19 protein-coding genes and 1 riboswitch are annotated in these 16,647 nt (G+C 46.2%); of the genes, 18 read left to right on the top strand and 1 reads right to left on the bottom strand.

Annotated features, from left to right (window positions below):
• The first annotated feature begins 9 nt into the window (after positions 1-9).
• The 14 genes from AXG56_RS05765 (at position 10) to AXG56_RS05700 (ending at position 12,712) form a co-directional block, all read left to right on the top strand.
• The gene (locus AXG56_RS05765; protein WP_008640106.1) at positions 10-1,158 is read left to right on the top strand and encodes a D-alanyl-D-alanine carboxypeptidase family protein; all 1,149 of its coding nucleotides are present in this window, start codon (positions 10-12) and stop codon (positions 1,156-1,158) included.
• Entirely contained in the window at positions 1,146-1,736 is a 591-nt protein-coding gene (locus tag AXG56_RS05760; RefSeq protein WP_008640105.1) for a nucleoside recognition domain-containing protein, read from the top strand. Before AXG56_RS05765 ends, AXG56_RS05760 begins: the two co-directional genes overlap by 13 nt.
• Positions 1,733-2,248 carry a spore maturation protein gene (locus AXG56_RS05755; RefSeq protein WP_026577329.1) on the top strand — a complete coding sequence of 172 codons (516 nt, stop codon included), beginning with the start codon at positions 1,733-1,735 and terminating at the stop codon, positions 2,246-2,248. Before AXG56_RS05760 ends, AXG56_RS05755 begins: the two co-directional genes overlap by 4 nt.
• Positions 2,249-2,391: 143 nt before the next feature.
• Positions 2,392-3,120 (top strand): pseudouridine synthase, encoded by a 729-nt coding sequence (locus AXG56_RS05750; RefSeq protein ID WP_026577330.1) that lies wholly within the window; start codon positions 2,392-2,394, stop codon positions 3,118-3,120.
• A 53-nt stretch (positions 3,121-3,173) separates the two neighbouring features.
• Positions 3,174-3,725, top strand: coding sequence for a thiol-disulfide oxidoreductase ResA (resA, locus tag AXG56_RS05745; RefSeq protein ID WP_026577331.1), 552 nt, complete (start codon positions 3,174-3,176; stop codon positions 3,723-3,725).
• 29 nt (positions 3,726-3,754) lie between these two features.
• Entirely contained in the window at positions 3,755-5,386 is a 1,632-nt protein-coding gene (locus AXG56_RS05740) for a cytochrome c biogenesis protein ResB (RefSeq protein ID WP_062513537.1), read from the top strand.
• Positions 5,387-5,404: 18 nt separating this feature from the next.
• Positions 5,405-6,592, top strand: coding sequence for a c-type cytochrome biogenesis protein CcsB (gene ccsB, locus AXG56_RS05735; protein WP_026577333.1), 1,188 nt, complete (start codon positions 5,405-5,407; stop codon positions 6,590-6,592).
• 78 nt (positions 6,593-6,670) lie between these two features.
• Positions 6,671-7,387, top strand: coding sequence for a response regulator transcription factor (locus tag AXG56_RS05730; RefSeq protein ID WP_008638645.1), 717 nt, complete (start codon positions 6,671-6,673; stop codon positions 7,385-7,387).
• Positions 7,387-9,165, top strand: coding sequence for an ATP-binding protein (locus AXG56_RS05725; protein WP_008638644.1), 1,779 nt, complete (start codon positions 7,387-7,389; stop codon positions 9,163-9,165). Before AXG56_RS05730 ends, AXG56_RS05725 begins: the two co-directional genes overlap by 1 nt.
• A 49-nt stretch (positions 9,166-9,214) precedes the next feature.
• Positions 9,215-9,392: riboswitch (cobalamin riboswitch) on the top strand.
• Positions 9,393-9,539: 147 nt separating this feature from the next.
• Positions 9,540-9,941 carry a DUF4430 domain-containing protein gene (locus AXG56_RS05720; RefSeq protein ID WP_039871590.1) on the top strand — a complete coding sequence of 134 codons (402 nt, stop codon included), beginning with the start codon at positions 9,540-9,542 and terminating at the stop codon, positions 9,939-9,941.
• Between the two features lie 6 nt (positions 9,942-9,947).
• Positions 9,948-10,472, top strand: a complete 525-nt coding sequence (locus AXG56_RS05715; protein WP_008638642.1) for an ECF transporter S component — start codon at positions 9,948-9,950, stop codon at positions 10,470-10,472.
• A gap of 100 nt (positions 10,473-10,572) precedes the next feature.
• Positions 10,573-11,109 carry an RNA polymerase sigma factor SigX gene (sigX, locus tag AXG56_RS05710; RefSeq protein WP_008638640.1) on the top strand — a complete coding sequence of 179 codons (537 nt, stop codon included), beginning with the start codon at positions 10,573-10,575 and terminating at the stop codon, positions 11,107-11,109.
• On the top strand, positions 11,102-12,190 hold the full coding sequence (locus AXG56_RS05705) for a hypothetical protein (RefSeq protein ID WP_062513535.1): 1,089 nt from the start codon (positions 11,102-11,104) through the stop codon (positions 12,188-12,190). Before sigX ends, AXG56_RS05705 begins: the two co-directional genes overlap by 8 nt.
• A gap of 81 nt (positions 12,191-12,271) precedes the next feature.
• A complete protein-coding gene (locus AXG56_RS05700; RefSeq protein WP_008638636.1) occupies positions 12,272-12,712 on the top strand; it encodes a helix-turn-helix transcriptional regulator in 441 nt (146 codons plus the stop codon).
• A gap of 42 nt (positions 12,713-12,754) precedes the next feature.
• Here AXG56_RS05700 and AXG56_RS05695 read toward each other — a convergent pair whose 3' ends face one another.
• Positions 12,755-13,003 carry a ferredoxin gene (locus AXG56_RS05695; RefSeq protein WP_008638633.1) on the bottom strand — a complete coding sequence of 83 codons (249 nt, stop codon included), beginning with the start codon at positions 13,001-13,003 and terminating at the stop codon, positions 12,755-12,757.
• A 130-nt stretch (positions 13,004-13,133) separates the two neighbouring features.
• Here AXG56_RS05695 and AXG56_RS05690 point away from each other — a divergent pair, with 130 nt between their 5' ends.
• The 4 genes from AXG56_RS05690 to AXG56_RS05675 are packed head-to-tail and all read left to right on the top strand — an operon-like array spanning position 13,134 to position 16,584.
• Positions 13,134-14,186: a helix-turn-helix domain-containing protein gene (locus AXG56_RS05690; protein ID WP_062513533.1), complete on the top strand. Its 1,053-nt coding sequence runs from the start codon at positions 13,134-13,136 to the stop codon at positions 14,184-14,186.
• Positions 14,183-15,694, top strand: coding sequence for an ATP-dependent DNA helicase RecQ (locus AXG56_RS05685; protein ID WP_062513531.1), 1,512 nt, complete (start codon positions 14,183-14,185; stop codon positions 15,692-15,694). The genes AXG56_RS05690 and AXG56_RS05685 overlap by 4 nt, the downstream gene beginning before the upstream one ends.
• On the top strand, positions 15,684-16,280 hold the full coding sequence (locus AXG56_RS05680) for a CPBP family intramembrane glutamic endopeptidase (RefSeq protein WP_008638629.1): 597 nt from the start codon (positions 15,684-15,686) through the stop codon (positions 16,278-16,280). The genes AXG56_RS05685 and AXG56_RS05680 overlap by 11 nt, the downstream gene beginning before the upstream one ends.
• Complete coding sequence (locus tag AXG56_RS05675) at positions 16,273-16,584, top strand: hypothetical protein (RefSeq protein WP_062513529.1); 312 nt, start codon at positions 16,273-16,275, stop codon at positions 16,582-16,584. Before AXG56_RS05680 ends, AXG56_RS05675 begins: the two co-directional genes overlap by 8 nt.
• The last annotated feature ends 63 nt before the right edge of the window (positions 16,585-16,647 follow it).

The raw sequence follows: 16,647 nt of genomic DNA, 5'->3' as shown, positions 1-16,647 counted from the left end.
AGAATATGCTTGTACTTTTTCGCATATGGTGAAGCAAACGACGTTGAATGGGAGGAACTTTTTTTGAAGAGGTGCTTATGGTTCTTCATTATCCTTTTTTTAATAGTATCCATGAATCAGGCAGGCAGTGTTCATGCAGAAGCGAACATTTCCGTATCCGCAGAGCGTGCCGTGTTGATGGATGCTGATTCTGGACGTGTCCTTTATGAAAAAAATGCATACGACCCGACGTTGATTGCAAGTACGACAAAAATTTTAACAGCGATTATTGCTATTGAAGCGGCAGACATCGAAGAAAAAGTTACGGTAAGTAAAAGAGCTGTTTATACCGAAGGATCTTCCATCTATCTAACAGAGAAAGAGAAAATCCCGTTGAAGGACCTTATTTACGGTCTTATGCTCCGTTCGGGGAATGATTCTGCCGTTGCTATTGCGGAACACGTTGGTGGCAGTGTTGAGGGTTTTGTGCAAATGATGAACGAAAAGGCGCTGTGGTTGGGTATGAATGACAGTCACTTCGAGAACCCCCATGGATTGGATGGGGAGACGCATTATTCCACCGCCTATGATCTTGCTCTTTTAATGTCTTACGCCATGAAGAATGAAACGTTCAAAGAGGTGACAGGTAGTGAGATGTATCGGTCGAAGAACAGAGATTATGCGTGGATGAATAAAAATAAGTTGTTAACCCAGTATTATGACCCGACAAACGGAGGGAAGACCGGATATACAAAAAAGGCGGGTCGGACGTTGGTTTCCAGTGCCGAAAAGGACGGCATGCAGCTGATCGCTGTCACCCTTCAAGCCTCGGATGACTGGAATGATCATGAACGGATGTATGAATGGGGATTTGAAAACTTTGAATCTGTCACTCTTCAGAAAGAAGGGACGGTTGAAGTTGGCGGGACATCTTTTTACATACCCCGTGATCTTGTTGTTCCTCTGACGTTGAATGAAAAAGAAGACGTGGAAGCTGTCTTTTACCGATATCAGAATGAGGATGCATCGTCTAATATGGCAGGTGTGACAACATTTAAAGTAGGAAACGAACCAGTAGCAGACATTCCTGTTTACAAGGAAAAGCCAAAGGAGGGCTTTTTCAAGGAGCTGAAAGGTTTCATGGACCGTATGATGGGGGTGGCGCCATGGTCAACGTAATCTGGGCCATGCTTGCCGTTACAGGTATCATCTATGCTGCTTTTGCTGGTACGATGGATCAGGTGAATCAGGCAATCTTCGCAACGCTTGATGAAGCAGTGATGATTACGCTCAGCCTTACCGGTGTGCTGGTCTTTTGGCTTGGATTGATGAAGATAGCAGAGACAGCCGGGCTGCTGGCAGGGCTCTCGAAGCTGTTCCGACCGATAGTACGACGGTTATTTCCTGACATTCCGGACGGTCATCCCGCATTCGGATACATTCTCTCGAATATGACAGCGAACATGTTCGGACTGGGTAATGCTGCAACACCGATGGGGCTGAAAGCGATGAAAGAATTGAAAGAACTATCCGGTTCCGATGAAGCCAGCAGATCGATGATCACTTTCCTTGCCATCAACACGTCCTCTTTGACACTTGTACCGACGACAGTGATCGCGATTCGGATGAAATACGGTTCCGTTGATCCAACTGCCATTATAGGAGCTACAATATTAGCGACGCTTGTATCCACCTGCGCCGCTTTAGTCATCGATCGGTATTTCCATTACCGTAGGAAGAGATCGGTCCGATTATGAGTATCTGGCTGATTCCGGCAATCATTCTTATTGTATTGGTGACAGCAACGATAAAGAAAGTTCCATCCTACGAAGTATTTGTAGAAGGCAGTAAGGAAGGGATTCACATTGCCATTTCCCTCCTTCCGTTTTTGTTGGGAATGATGGTTTCCATAGCCATTTTCCAGGCATCAGGGGCAATGGGGGCTATCGGCAGCCTGTTTGAACCGCTCCTTTCCGCAATCGGAGCCCCGGAGGAAATATTACCATTAGCTTTGATCCGTCCGATATCCGGAACTGCTGCCTTAAGCATGACGACAGAGTTGATTCGGACGCACGGTCCGGATTCCTTTATCGGGTACCTTGCCTCTGTCATGCAGGGAAGTACGGATACGACTCTTTATATCCTTACCGTCTACTTCGGAGCTGTAGGAATCAGGAAGATGGGGGACGCTCTGAAAGTCGGTCTTCTGGCAGATCTTGTAGGTATTGCGGCTTCCATTGTTATCGTAATCATTCTATTTCAAGGATAGGATGATTTTTTTTGTTCAAATATACCAATAATGTGTATAATGAAGAGGAATCATCGAGCCTCGCTTTAGAAAAGCGTGGCTTCGTGCTATGGATTTTAAAGAAAAACGAGTATAAGAAAGTTGGTGACGGTCGTATGGCAGAAATGGAACGACTACAGAAAGTGATCGCTCACGCAGGGATTGCATCAAGAAGGAAAGCTGAGAAATTGATCGCCGATGGAAAAGTAACGGTCAATGGTGAAGTGGTGACAGAACTCGGCACGAAGGTAAGCAGGAATGATGATGTCGAGGTGAACGGTGTACCGATTGACAAAGAAGAGCCTGTTTATTATCTCCTATATAAACCGAGGGGTGTCATCTCCAGTGTAAGTGACGATAAAGGGAGAAAGGTCGTAACGGATTACCTGCCGGAAGTGACGGAACGTATTTTTCCTATCGGCCGCCTGGACTATGATACATCCGGATTGATTCTACTTACGAACGATGGTGATTTTGCAAATTTGCTTATGCACCCGAAACATGAAGTGGACAAAGTGTATATCGCAAAGACGAAGGGCGTTCCGACAAGAGAACAGCTCCAGCAGTTGAAAAGAGGAATGAAGGTAGACGGCGATTACTTGAAGGCCGTACACGCCAAAGTTCAATCCACGGACTCCAGAAAGAACACGGCAATTGTCCAAATCATCCTTCATGAAGGGAAGAACCGCCAAGTGCGCCGGATGTTCGAAGCCATTGGTTTTCCTGTGGACAAGTTGAAGAGAGAAAGATACGGCTCGCTTGACTTGCGTGGAATGAATGCAGGGGATTACCGGCCGCTGAAGCCTCATGAAGTGAAACAGCTGAGACAGCTGGCGGAAAAAAATGTTGAATAACGTTCAAATTTAAAATTTCCATTCAATGGTATAATAATCTGGGGGTGGATAAAGTGAAGGAAAAGACATTGGCCAAGAAAAAAAAGCGCTTACTCTTTCGTTCGTTTATGCTGTTGGTCATGGCTGGTCTTGTCGTCTTTGCCATCTTTGCAAATGGGAAGGAAGATAAGGAAGTTATCGCCAAGGGGGAAGAGGCGCCTGATTTTCAATTGAAAAAATTTGGAACAGAGGAAACCGTCCGGTTAAGCGAACTGGAAGGTAAAGGCGTTATGATAAACTTCTGGGCTACCTTTTGTGGTCCTTGTAAAGAGGAAATGCCTTATATGCAGGAACTGTATCCGGAATATAAGGAAAAAGGTGTGGAGATATTGGCGATCAATCTCGATTCCACCGATCTCGTAGTAGATAAGTTTATCAACCAATATAATCTTACTTTCCCGATTCTTAGAGATAAGGATGGGCAGGTTATGGAATTGTATAATATAAACCCCCTTCCTTCCACTTTATTCATCACACCAGACGGGGATATTGAAGAACAGGTAATTGGTCCATTGACGTTGGATAAATTGGAAGGTTACCTGAAGAGGATTACGCCGGAGGAGTAGATTTTACACGATATTGTGAGGTTTTGTTAATGAACGAAATTACCTGTGAGTGTGGGCATGTGAATCCGGAAGGGACTGTGTTATGTGAGTCCTGCGGAAAACCTGTCGAGAAGAATCAACATATTGATGGCAATGATCAGAAAGAGCTGCTCAACATGAGGTATGACGGGAGCGCCCGTCGTTCGAAGACCTACAACAGGACGATCATTGATAAGATTTGGAATTTCTTTTCTTCTGTAAAAGTCGGAGTCTGGCTGATCTTCCTTACTGTTTTTGCATCTGCCGTTGGCACGATACTCCCTCAAGAAATGTACATACCGCAAAACGTAGATCCAAGTACACACTACCGTGACCAATATGGAATGTTCGGTCAGATTTATTACCAGCTGGGATTCCACGATTTATTTTCGTCCTGGTGGTACATGCTTCTGATTGCCATGATCGGCATATCGATCATTATCGCGAGTATCGACCGCTTCTTCCCATTGTATAAAACCTTGAAGAGACAGAAACCGAAACGTCATGAACTATTCATGAAGAAACAGCGTATTTTCGGAGAGACGGTTCGGGATGATATCGACACGGAATTATTCAAGCAGAATTTGAAGAAACGCCGGTATAAGGTTACGGAGGAAAATGGTCATCTGCTCGCTGAAAAGAACCGCTTTGCCAGATGGGGGCCTTATGTCAACCACATCGGCTTAATCGTTTTCTTGCTGGGAGCGCTTTTACGCTTCGTACCTGCTTTGTATGTCGATGATTTCATATGGGTACGGGAAGGGGAAACGGCACTGATCAACGGGACGGATGGTCAGTTTTACATTAAAAATGAAGCGTTTACCTTGGAAACTTATGATAAAGATAATCCGGAAGATGCCAGGTTTAAAGAAGCGCTGGAGAATCAGGAAGGTGCCATTCCAAAGACCTTCCGGACAGATGCTGTCATCTATGAGCGGACGAATCAGGGTGTTACCGGTGCGGAACCGGAGCTGAAAGAGTTGAAAGAAGGCGCCGCTACGATGAACAATCCGCTGAAATTCGATGATTATGCACTTTATCAGGCAAGTTATCAACTGGATGAGTTTAAAGAGATGAGCTTTAAGATTCATGATAAAGACGATGACGAAACCAATTACGGGGAGTTCACTGTGGATTTGACAGCACCTGCTTCGGAATACAAAGTTGGAGATTATCGTGTGGAGATTGCCAACTACTTCCCGGATTATGAGATGGAGAACGGGGAGCCGGTATCCGCCTCTAAATATCCACGAAACCCTGCTTTTGTCTTTCATGTTTATCCTCCCGGCGAGACGGAACCGGAGACGAGTTTCCTCGGGATCGGTGCAAATATTGACGCCGGAGGGGACAATCAGTATAAACTTGGTCTTACAGCTTTCGATGTTCGGGACGTCACCGGATTAACGGTAAAGAAAGACCACACGCTTTGGCTCATTGCCCTCGGAGGTGCCATCTTCATGATTGGTGTCATCCAGGGTATGTATTGGAACCACCGCCGCATTTGGCTGCAACCCCGTGAAGACGGGGTATGGGTTTCCGGACACACAAACAAAAACTGGTACGCTTTGAGAATGGAGATCGATAAAGCCATCGAAGGGACCAACATAGAATCACCGAAAGACCAATATGAAATGAAATCATAGATAGTCAGGAGGATGGATATGGGGGACTTGACGACGATTAGCGGCAATTTGCTGTATGCAGCTTTTTTTATCTATTTGATCGCAACTTTTTTCTTTGCAGGAACGATAAGAGACAAGAAGAAAGGGCGGAGTAAACTAGCGGGGAATATTGGTATCACCCTCGCAGTAATCGGTTTTCTGACTCAGGTCGGGTATTTCATTACACGATGGATGGTAAGCGGACATGCACCGGTAAGTAACTTGTTCGAGTACACCACCTTCTTCGGGATGATGCTCGTCTTTGCGTTTATTGTTTTATATTTCATCTATCGGTTGGATCTGCTGGGATTGTTCGCACTGCCGATCGCGCTGCTTCTGATTGCGTTCGCCAGTATGTTTCCTACGGAGATATCACCGCTGGTTCCTTCCCTTCAGTCACATTGGTTATACATCCATGTGACGACGGCTTCGCTTGGACAGGGGATTTTATCCGTCAGCTTTGTTGCCGGTTTAATATTTCTTATAAGGCAGGTCGATCAATCAAGGCGGTCGAAACATACCACATGGCTGGAATTTGTTATTTATATTATCGCAACCACCATCGCTTTTATTGTCCTTTCCTCTACCTTCAATGCTATAGGGCACGAAACGACGTTTGAAGCCCCGGTTGAGGGTCAGGTGAAGGAAATTGTCTATTACATGCCGGCGATCGCTGGTCCTTCCGGTGGAGAAAAAGTATCCGGTGACAATTTCGGGCCTCTCTTTGAAGTACCGGAGTGGATGCGAGGAGAAGACGCTGCGAAGAAATTAAATACGTTTATCTGGGCAGTTCTCGGAGGTCTTGTTGTGTATTGGGCGGCACGGATCATTCTGAGAAAACGGATTGCAGCAAGTATTCAGCCTTTGTTAAACAAGGTGAATCCTGAGGTCGTGGACGAAGTTTCCTACCGGGCCGTAGCGATTGGATTTCCGGTTTTCACACTCGGGGCGCTTATTTTCGCCATGATTTGGGCACAGCAGGCGTGGGATCGCTTTTGGGGCTGGGATCCAAAAGAAGTGTGGGCCTTGATCACCTTCTTCTTTTATGCAGCCTATCTGCATCTTCGCTTGTCACGGGGATGGCAGGGAATGAAATCCGCTTGGCTTGCTGTCGGAGGATTTGGTATTATTATGTTTAATCTCATTGCTGTGAATTTAATTATATCCGGTTTACATTCGTATGCGTAAACGAGAAGCCCGGCAGGGGGACGAAATGTCCCGCCTGCCCTTTGTCTAACTTAGAATATACAGTCGGAGGTAGGTAACATGGAACAAGAAGCAAGAATACTGGTCGTTGATGATGAAGAGCGTATCCGTCGGTTGATCCGCATGTATTTGGAAAGAGAGCACTACGAGATCGATGAAGCAGAGGATGGAGAAGAAGCTCTGCAAAAAGCGCTGAACAATGATTATGACGTCATTTTACTCGATTTAATGCTGCCCGGAAAAGACGGGATAGATGTATGTCGGGAATTAAGAGAGAAAAAAGCTACTCCAGTAATCATGCTTACCGCAAAAGGTGAAGAAGCCAACCGGGTTCAAGGATTCGAGGTCGGTACAGACGATTATATAGTCAAGCCGTTCAGTCCGAGGGAAGTAGTTTTGCGTGTGAAGGCATTGTTGCGGAGAGCATCCTCGACCAAATTCCTGGAAACAGATACGCAGGCGAGAAATGTATTGGTGTTTCCGCATATGACTATCGACAATGATGCCCACCGGGTGACTGCGGAAGGGGAGGAAGTTTCCCTGACTCCGAAAGAGTACGAGCTGTTGCATTTTATGGCGCAGTCACCAGACAAGGTTTTCGACCGCGAGCAGTTGTTGAAGGAAGTATGGCAATATGAGTTTTTTGGTGACTTAAGAACGGTGGATACCCATGTCAAACGCCTGAGGGAGAAGCTGAGTAAAGTCTCTCAGGAAGCTGCAGGGATGATTGTGACTGTTTGGGGAATCGGATATAAGTTCGAGGTCAGCGGAGACTGATGTTCTGGCGGAGTGTTGTCGGGAAACTCTGGTTCACCATCCTCCTGCTTGTATGCTTCGTCCTTTTTATCCTTACCATTCTGCTGCTTGAGTTCTTCCAAAACTATCACATACTCGAAGCGGAAAGCGATCTGCTTCAGACAGCCGACAAGATCTCTCAAGTTGTCGACCGCTATGAATCTGATGAAGACCTTCTGCTTTCATCGACTATTTTAGTTAAAGATCCAGCGAGCAGCGCAGTCATTGTCTGGGGACCCGGCGACAGTCTTTTCGCTGAAAGTGAATCCGAAGCGATGCCGCAGCTTGATGATGCGTGGTTTCGGAAGGACCCTGAACTTCGGGCCGTTATGGAAAACGGTAAAGACGTCAAAAAGATTGCAGATATGCAGGAGCATGCCTCCGGTGTGATGGTAGTTGGAACACCTCTTGAGAATAGCTCTGGAGCGGTCTTTGTCTATCAATCGCTCGACACCGTAGAAGAGACCTCGGAGCAAACGACGAAAATCATATTTCTTGGAGCAGGGATCGCGATTATTTTAACTACAATTTTTGCCTTTTTCCTGTCTACGAGAATAACAGCTCCACTTATTAAAATGAGAAAGGGAGCTATGGAACTCGCTAAGGGAGAGTTTCATACGAAAATCCCGATCCGAACGCATGATGAAATCGGCGAGCTTGCCATGGCTTTTAATCGGATGGGAAGAGAGTTGAAATTTCATATTAATGCTTTGAATCAAGAGAAAGAACAACTCTCAGGGATCCTGCGTTCCATGGCGGACGGTGTCATAACCATCAATCGTCAAGGAGATGTGCTCATAACGAACCCTCCAGCCCAGCAGTATTTGAAAGCCGCTGATTTCGAACGGGATCCGTCCCGGGATAAGGAAGAGGAGCTTCGTCTGCCGGAGCCTTTAAAAGAGCTCTTTCAAAGTGTTATAACAGAGGAACATGAATCCATGGTGGAAGTATCCGTACAAGGTCGCTCATGGGTGATCATTATGACCCCTCTCTATGACAGGGAAAAGGTTCGTGGCGCCGTCGCGGTTCTGCGTGATATGACGGAAGAACGGAGACTAAATAAGCTTCGTAAAGATTTTATAGCCAATGTTTCGCACGAACTACGCACTCCAATTTCTATGCTTCAGGGATACAGCGAGGCAATTGTGGATGATATTGCAGAAACTAAAGAAGACAAAAACGAGCTGGCTCAGATCATTCATGATGAATCCCTCAGGATCGGCAGATTGGTCAACGAGCTGCTGGATTTGGCCCGTATGGAAGCGGGGCATATTCAGCTCGCTCATGATACGATCGAAATGGGACCGTATATGCAGAAGATTATCCGGAAGTTCAGTGGTCTGGCAGGTGATAAACAGGTGAACCTTACGCTTGATCTTGCTCCTGAACTCGGCAGGCTTACCTTTGATCCGGATCGTATTGAACAAGTGTTCACGAACTTGATTGATAATGCCATCCGCCACACGGAAGAAGGCGGAGAAGTAAATGTGACGGTCGTTCCAGACGGGAATGACTGGGTCGCTTCGGTAAACGACAGCGGTATGGGCATTGCTGAAGAAGACCTGCCATTTGTATTTGAACGCTTCTATAAGGCGGACAAATCCAGGAAGCGAAAAACGAAGGATTATAAGAAAGGAACCGGTCTCGGTCTCGCCATTGCAAAGAACATCGTCGAGGGGCACGACGGGGAGATCAGCGTCCACAGCAGGCTTGGGGAAGGGACGACCTTTACCTTCCGCATCCCTTTCATTCATGGGTAATCCCCTTATTGCCAATTGTGACGGTTTCGTGTACGCTTAAAAAGGAACTGTATAAAATGAGAATTCAGGTGTCTGAAAGACTTAAAATGGGAATCCGGTAAGGAAACCGGAACTGTCCTCGCAACTGTGAGTGCCGACGAAAAGGTGGATCCACTGTGGATAACGGGAAGGAGCCTTGGAAGGATGACGCACGAGTCAGTAGACCTGCCTGATCTCGCGTTTCAATACTTCGAGGATTGAGTATTTGAGGCAACCGATCGGTGAATGGCGGCCAGTCCCGCTTCTATTGGTTCGTCTTAGAGCTTGTCCCAACAGGGGCAGGCTCTTATTTGTGGCTACTCAAAACCCTCAAAAAGACAGAAGGGGAGAAAAAAATGTTACAGAAATGGTATCGCCTGATGATGGCGGCCTTCCTTGCCGTCGGTGTTTTGGCAGGATGCGGCGCGCAGGAAGATGAAGAAAAGAGTGCAGAAACGACCGAACAGCAGGAACAGGAAATTACCGTAGAGGTGGAGCTTTCACAAGATAATGGTGCCGAAGAAATTGCTTCTGAATCAATTACTGCCGAAGAAGGTGCGAATCTGATGGAGGTGATGGAGGACAATTTCAAAGTGGAACAGTCCGGAGGATTCATCAACTCCATTGAAGGTGTTGGAGGCGATGAAAAGAAAGCATGGATGTACACCGTCAATGGAGAAGAAGGTCAAGTCGGCGCAGAAGATTATGAATTGAAAGATGGAGATCAGGTTACCTTCGATTATCATGCGTGGGAATGACCAACTATGAACACATATAAACTGACGTTGATTGCCATGCTGTCAGCATTAGCTGTTGCGGGCCGAATGGCTCTTGCCAATATTCCTAATGTCCAGCCTGTAACGGCGATTATTATCATCGCCGGATTTTGGCTGGGTCCAGTTGGAGGTGTACTGGTTGCTTTCGTAACGACACTGACTTCCAACCTCCTCCTCGGCATGGGTATGTGGACCGTATGGCAGATAACAGCCTGGGGTTTAATCGGTGTCGGAGCAGGTATCTTAGGTAAGATTCTTCCTAAGCTTCCGGTATGGTTGTTATCTGTATATGGTTTTTTGAGTGGTATCTTCTATGGCTTTGTCCTGTCTCTCACGATGCATGTCGCAGGACAGCCCTTCTGGGCCTATTATCTGGCAGGGATTCCTATGGACATCAATCATGCGGTTTCAAACACTGTTTTTCTGATTGTTATGGCTCCTGTATTAGGACGGTTGTTCAGACGTTACCCATTAACAAACCATAGATTGGACCCAGCAGGAAAGCTGCCCTAGAACAGGGTAGCTTTTTCTTTTTTTTTCGTATTAGTATAGGTAGTGTAACGATCTCCTATTTGTTACGACTATATACATAGGTGATTCAGGGGGTACTGTTTTGAAATCGTTCTTTGATGAACTGTATAAGCAACATCACCGGGATTTATTTCAATTTCTTATCTATATGGTCAAGGACCGTGCTGTTGCAGAAGATCTCGTGCAGGAAGTGTACATACGTGTCATAAAATCCTATCATTCCTTTCGAAAGCAAAGCTCAGAAAAGACGTGGCTGCTTTCCATTGCCCGTCACGTGGCCATCGACTATTTTCGGAAGCAGAAGAGAAAAAGGGATCGTATTATAGAAACATTTGATTGGACGAAGAATAAGGAGAGCTTACGCGATGGTCTCCCTCTGCCTGAGGAAGTGGCTGTAATGAACGAAGAGGTGAAGGAAATGTACAGAGCTTTGGATAAGTGTTCTTTTAATCAGAGGAGTGTGCTCATACTCCGCTATTTGCAGGGAATGTCCATTCAGGAAACAGCAGAGGCTCTTTCTTTCAGTGAAAGCAAAGTGAAAACGACGCAGCATCGTGGTATGAAAGCCTTGAGAACCCATATAGAAAAAGCGAGGGAAGGAGGAGGAGACATTGAGTAAGAAAAAAATATCAGACCAGGATGTGAAGCAGTGGCTTTCTCAGTTACCTTCTTTGGAAGACAAAAGGGAGCAGGGGGAGGTGTATCGCGCTGTTGAAAGAAGGATAAATCGTGGTGTGAGGAAGAAGCGGCACCGGATTGTTCCTCTATTATCTATTCTTACCGTTCTCTCTCTCCTTGCAGTCTCTCTCCCGTTTGTTCAGGAAATCCTGCAGCCCCTTCCTGAACAAGGGGCGCAGCAAACAGACACGAGGGAAGGGGAATTTGTCCCATTACCACCCGTTTTGGAAGGAGCTGGATTGGATATGCCGACACATACACTGTCACTGGTTGCAGATACCCGCAAATCCGGGATGAGGGTGCAGGCCTTCCCGGACAGGAATGGAGAGTTCGTCATTCCAATCACACTCGCTTCCGAAGAAACGAGAGTGGACCCAGACACTTTCGGACTTTCTCCGCGTACTGTTCCTGAAGTGGATTACGAGATAGATGAAGAGAATGGAAAAGCGAGAGCGGTATTTCCTGAGAACTATCAAGTCAGCGGGAGTTCATGGGCTAGGTCTGTCGTGGAAAGTGTGAGGTGGGAATTATCCGGATATGCCTCAGATTCCGTTGATGTGAAGACTTCTGACGGGAAACAGGTTGCCATCGGTAATTATGGTGTGACCGATAAACTGCCTGTAGTTTCAGAAGAAACGTATTATTTTCTTATTTATCACTATGATGCTTCCACAAAATCGCTGCTCACTCCCGTACAAGCAGATGATGATGCAGACTTTTCGGATCTCCTTACAGAGATGGGAAAGAATGCTCCTTTTCCACAGCTTGAGTCTCCAATTCCAGATCATGTTCGTTTGTCCGTCGTTAAGGAAGATAAAGAGCGTTTGTATCTTGATGTAGATCACCATGCCTTCAAGGATGAAAGGGAAAGAAGGGAAATGGTGGATGCTTTGCTTGCAACGGCATTTTCGGCCGGTTATCGGGAAGTGAAGTTCAGCGGCCTGGAACGAGAGAAAGGTGCCTACGATTTTCGTCACCCTATACCTACTCCTGAGGTTATTAATCTTCTCGCTCCGAATTGATGGTCAATAGTCAAAGCCCTGCAGATAGTGGACAGCGATGAATCATGTTAAAATGGAAATATCAAAAAGGGGAAGATGGGAATGGACAAAGAACAGTTGATAGCAATCATCTCCGATAAGATAAAACTGATACGTGTGGAACAGGGCTACACACAAGATCAAATGGCGGTGATCATCGGTGTCTCGAAAAAAACGCTCGTGCAGATTGAAAAAGGGCGTATTTTAGCGGGATGGACGACCGTAGTGGCCGTCATCGCACTGTTTCCGGGAAGTAGTGTGTTAAAAGCAGCCTGCGGTGATTCCCCGCTGGAAACGGCATTGACTATTGCCCATCAACGGTACGAGTGGGAAGCTTCTCGCCAAGAGGAATGGTACTGGAAGCCTTTGGAGGAGAAAGGCAGTGTTGTCATGGAGCAGCACGCTGTAAGCGGCCATTACCGGATTAGTGACTATAATACAGGAAGACGTTTCACCAGTGTGGATCGTACAGAAGCAGAAATGACTCTCGACCGTTGGACTTAACTGTAAAAAAAAGCCCCTGCCGATATCGGGAGGGGCTGCAAACTATTCGTGTTTCAAAGGGTCTCCGTCAAAGGGTGTGTCGGCAATTTTTATTGAATCTGTCGGACACCCTTCGAAAGCGTCTTCCATATCTTCTTCATACAGTTCCGGGACCTCGAACGATCCTTTGTTATCATCGAGTACTGCATAAGCAATTCCCTCATCATCATAATCATATATGTCAGGTGCAGCTGCGCCGCATGCCCCGCATGCGATGCACGTATCCTGGTCCACAATAGTGAACTTAGCCACCGTGAAATCCTCCTTTGTCCAAACGATTATTAAATAGACAGATTTACATAAGTACACCATTCATTGTAAATCCAGCTTATATACTTTTCAATAGGAAGCACCTGACCGGATACAGGAAGGAGGGGAAGTCGTGTTTCAATACTTACTGTTGACATGTATAGAGAAACTTAGAGGCGAGCGGACGGTTTCCGGGATTTTTCACCTGCTGACCGGGAAGCGATCTTCCCAAACGATGCAGGATGCGAAAGGGTATCGTCTGGACAATTATTTTGCCGTATATACAAATTTAGAAAGAGAGTCGCTGGATAATGAAATAGGGAATCTGGAGCGTCGCGGCTGTATCCGGATGGAAAACGATGCTTATCCCGTTTTGACAGTGCATGGGAAGAAAGCGTTGGAAGAGTATGCCGGCCCTCTTCTTACTGCATTTGATGGGATGGCAAAACACACCATTATCCATGTATTCCGTCAGCGGCTGAATTTATTGATACAGACGTGGACGAATATAAACGCTTCTATTTCATCCTTTGTTCCGATTGTGGACGATCCTGAGGTACAACAGTGGGTGAAGCGTATGTATGCAGGTCAAAAGGGGAAGCTCAACAGGACAACTCATGACCTCTTCGATGAACTGCAGGTGATACTGAATACCTGCCATAGTCTGGAAGCTGGTATATTCACATACCGCATGACAGGCGGTGGAGTGATTGGACTGACAGTGGAACAGCTTGCCAGGGAGTTCAAGATTACGGAAATGGACGTAAGGATTTGTCTTGAGCATATGTACTATCGTCTCTATCAGGTGAGCGAAGAACGCTTTCCCATCCTTTCCTCCTGTAAAACAGGGCTCGGCGGCACAAGTTTGGTTACAGAATCAGCAAAACGGACGTACCATTATTTAGAGCAGGGATACAGTTTGGACGACATCGTCTCTTTGCGGCGTTTGAAGAAGAGCACCATCCAGGATCATGTCGTGGAAGCGGCATTGGTGGATTCTTCCTTCCGCTTTGAGCCATTCATGAGAAAAGCAGAGGTAGAGGAGATTATCATGGTCGCACAACGTTTGGATACAAAACGGCTTAAGCGCATAAAGGAAGCGTTAGACGGAAGGTACGACTACTTTCAATTGCGGCTTGCTCTGGCAGTGGCCCAGCATTTTTATAAAGAAAGGAAGCTTTTATGACGACACTGGATTTGACTAAAGCTTTGGAACATTACTTCGGTTTCCGGCAGTTCCGGGAGGGGCAGGAAGAAGTGATCAGGGATATTCTTGCCGGCGAAAATGTTCTTGGGATTCTCCCGACGGGTACAGGTAAGTCTTTGTGCTATCAACTCCCTGCCAAGCTGCTAGGTGGAACAGCGATCGTTGTTTCTCCGCTTATTTCCCTTATGATTGACCAGGTTAAACAGTTGAAGGCAGCCGGTTATAAAGATGTGACAGCCCTGAACAGTTTCATGGATCGTCAGGAAAAAATAAGAACATTGGAACGCCTTTCTGACTTTTCACTCGTATATATCTCGCCGGAAATGTTGCAGAATGAACGGCTTAAAGAGCGGTTGGACAGCACGAATGTGACGTTGTTCGTCATTGACGAAGCTCATTGTATTTCTCAATGGGGCCATGAGTTTCGGACCGATTATATGAAACTGCACCGGACGATCGAGGAGATCGGAAATCCACCCGTTCTCGCCCTCAGTGCAACGGCAACCCCGGAGGTACAGCAGGATATTATGGATAAGCTGAATCTTCCAAACATGAAAAAACGAATCTTTCCTATGGATAAACAGAATATAAGTCTGGCAGTGGAGTCCTATGAGAAACCGGATGATAAGGTGGACAGGATCGTAGATCTATTAAATAGTAATCATGCTCCAACCATGATCTATTTTTCGAGCCGGCAATGGGCGGAAAGAGTTTCCGTTGAGCTTAGGCAGAGGGTTGACAAGCGGGTGGCTTTCTATCACGGTGGTATGGATCAAACGGACCGGATGCTTGTTCAGCAGCAGTTCATGAATGATCAGCTGGATGTCATATGCTGTACAAGTGCATTCGGCATGGGGGTGGATAAAGGAAACATCCGCCTTGTCATTCACTTTCACCTTCCTTCCCAACTGGAATCGTTCATACAGGAAATCGGCCGGGCCGGCCGTGACGGGGAAGCTTCTGTAAGTCTTGTCCTGCATACTCCTCGTGATCACCACCTTCCACAGTTGCTTATACAAGGAGAGCTCCCGACAGAAGCGGATATTGAGCGTGTCCTCCATTCATCGAATCGTCCTGTTTCTGTGGAGGATACTTTGATGATGGAAGCCTATCAGCTCTCGGAATCACAATGGAATTTCATAAAGTATCACTTAGAGGAAAACGGGTGGATGAACAATCAAAGAATCAGCGATGTACCGTCTTCCTTTCACCTCGAGTTGAAGCGGATATTACGTCAACGCCTGGAGTATAAGCACTATAAACTTAAGGAAATGTTGAGCTGGCTGCACGTCACTGGCTGCCGGCGTGAAAGTCTGTACCGTCCGTTCCAATCAGGGTACCGGGAACCAAATGTGCCCTGTTGTGATAACTGTGGGTTTCACATAGATAGTGTTAGATTTAATGTGAATAGTCGTGTGTTGGGTGCCGGCAGCTGGTTGGATCGTTTGAAAAGCGTGTTTCAAATAGAGGCGTCTCATGAATCGTAAAAGCCAGGCGGAAATCATTCATGAAATGAGTGATCGGGAAGTTACGGTTCAATTAGTATTTACTCAGCTCGTCCTTCTCCTTCTCGCGTTGGCAGGAAGCTTCTTTCTTTTCGATTCATTTCAAGCGGAGTGGAGGAAGCTGTTTTATGTAGAATTACATACATGGGTCTATTTTGGGATCATCCCGGGACTTCTGATACTTCTCATCGATTTTATTCTCATGTATAGTTTACCTGAAAAGATGTACGATGATGGCGGTATTAATGTAAAGGTATTCCAAACAAGGTCCGTAGCAGGTATTGTGGCTTTGACCCTGCTTATAGCCATTAGTGAAGAGCTTTTGTTTCGCGGCGTACTGCATACCCAGTTCGGTTATATTATTGCGAGCGTTCTCTTTGCGCTGATGCATATTCGTTATTGGAATAAAATAGTGCTGCTCCTGTCTGTGTTATTCGTAAGCTTTCTGCTTGGCTATATGTTCGAATGGACAGGGAGCATCACGGTTACGATTACCGCCCATTTTATTATTGATCTAATATTGGCATTATCGATCCGTTTCGGCAAATGGGGTGGAGGAAGTGAGTGATAAATTGAAAGAAAAGGATCAAGCGGAGCAATTGAGAAGTTATGCGGAAAAGGAACAGTTCCAGGAGACAGAACCTGACGTACTGAACCTCCCACCGAGAAGAGATACCCATGATTCCAAACAGTCCAAAACAAAGTGGAAAGTGGGTACCCTATGGATCCGCTTCCTTCTGCTCGTATTTATAATACTCATCTGTGTATGGCTGTCTTATCCGTATTGGGACCAGTGGTTTGAACACTCCATCCTGGACCCCTCTCAACCGGAGTACCAGCATCAAAAAGTCACTGTGGACAGAACACCTTAAGTAAGAGGATTGCAATAATTTAATCCGGACCACCTTATGATAGTCTTCGCTCGAAGACTTGGA

The sequence above is a fragment of the Halobacillus sp. KGW1 genome (assembly GCF_001592845.1).
Classification (GTDB): domain Bacteria; phylum Bacillota; class Bacilli; order Bacillales; family Halobacillaceae; genus Halobacillus.
The sequence above is the reverse complement of the archived record's forward strand: the minus strand, read 5'-3'. Positions and strand labels throughout refer to the sequence as shown.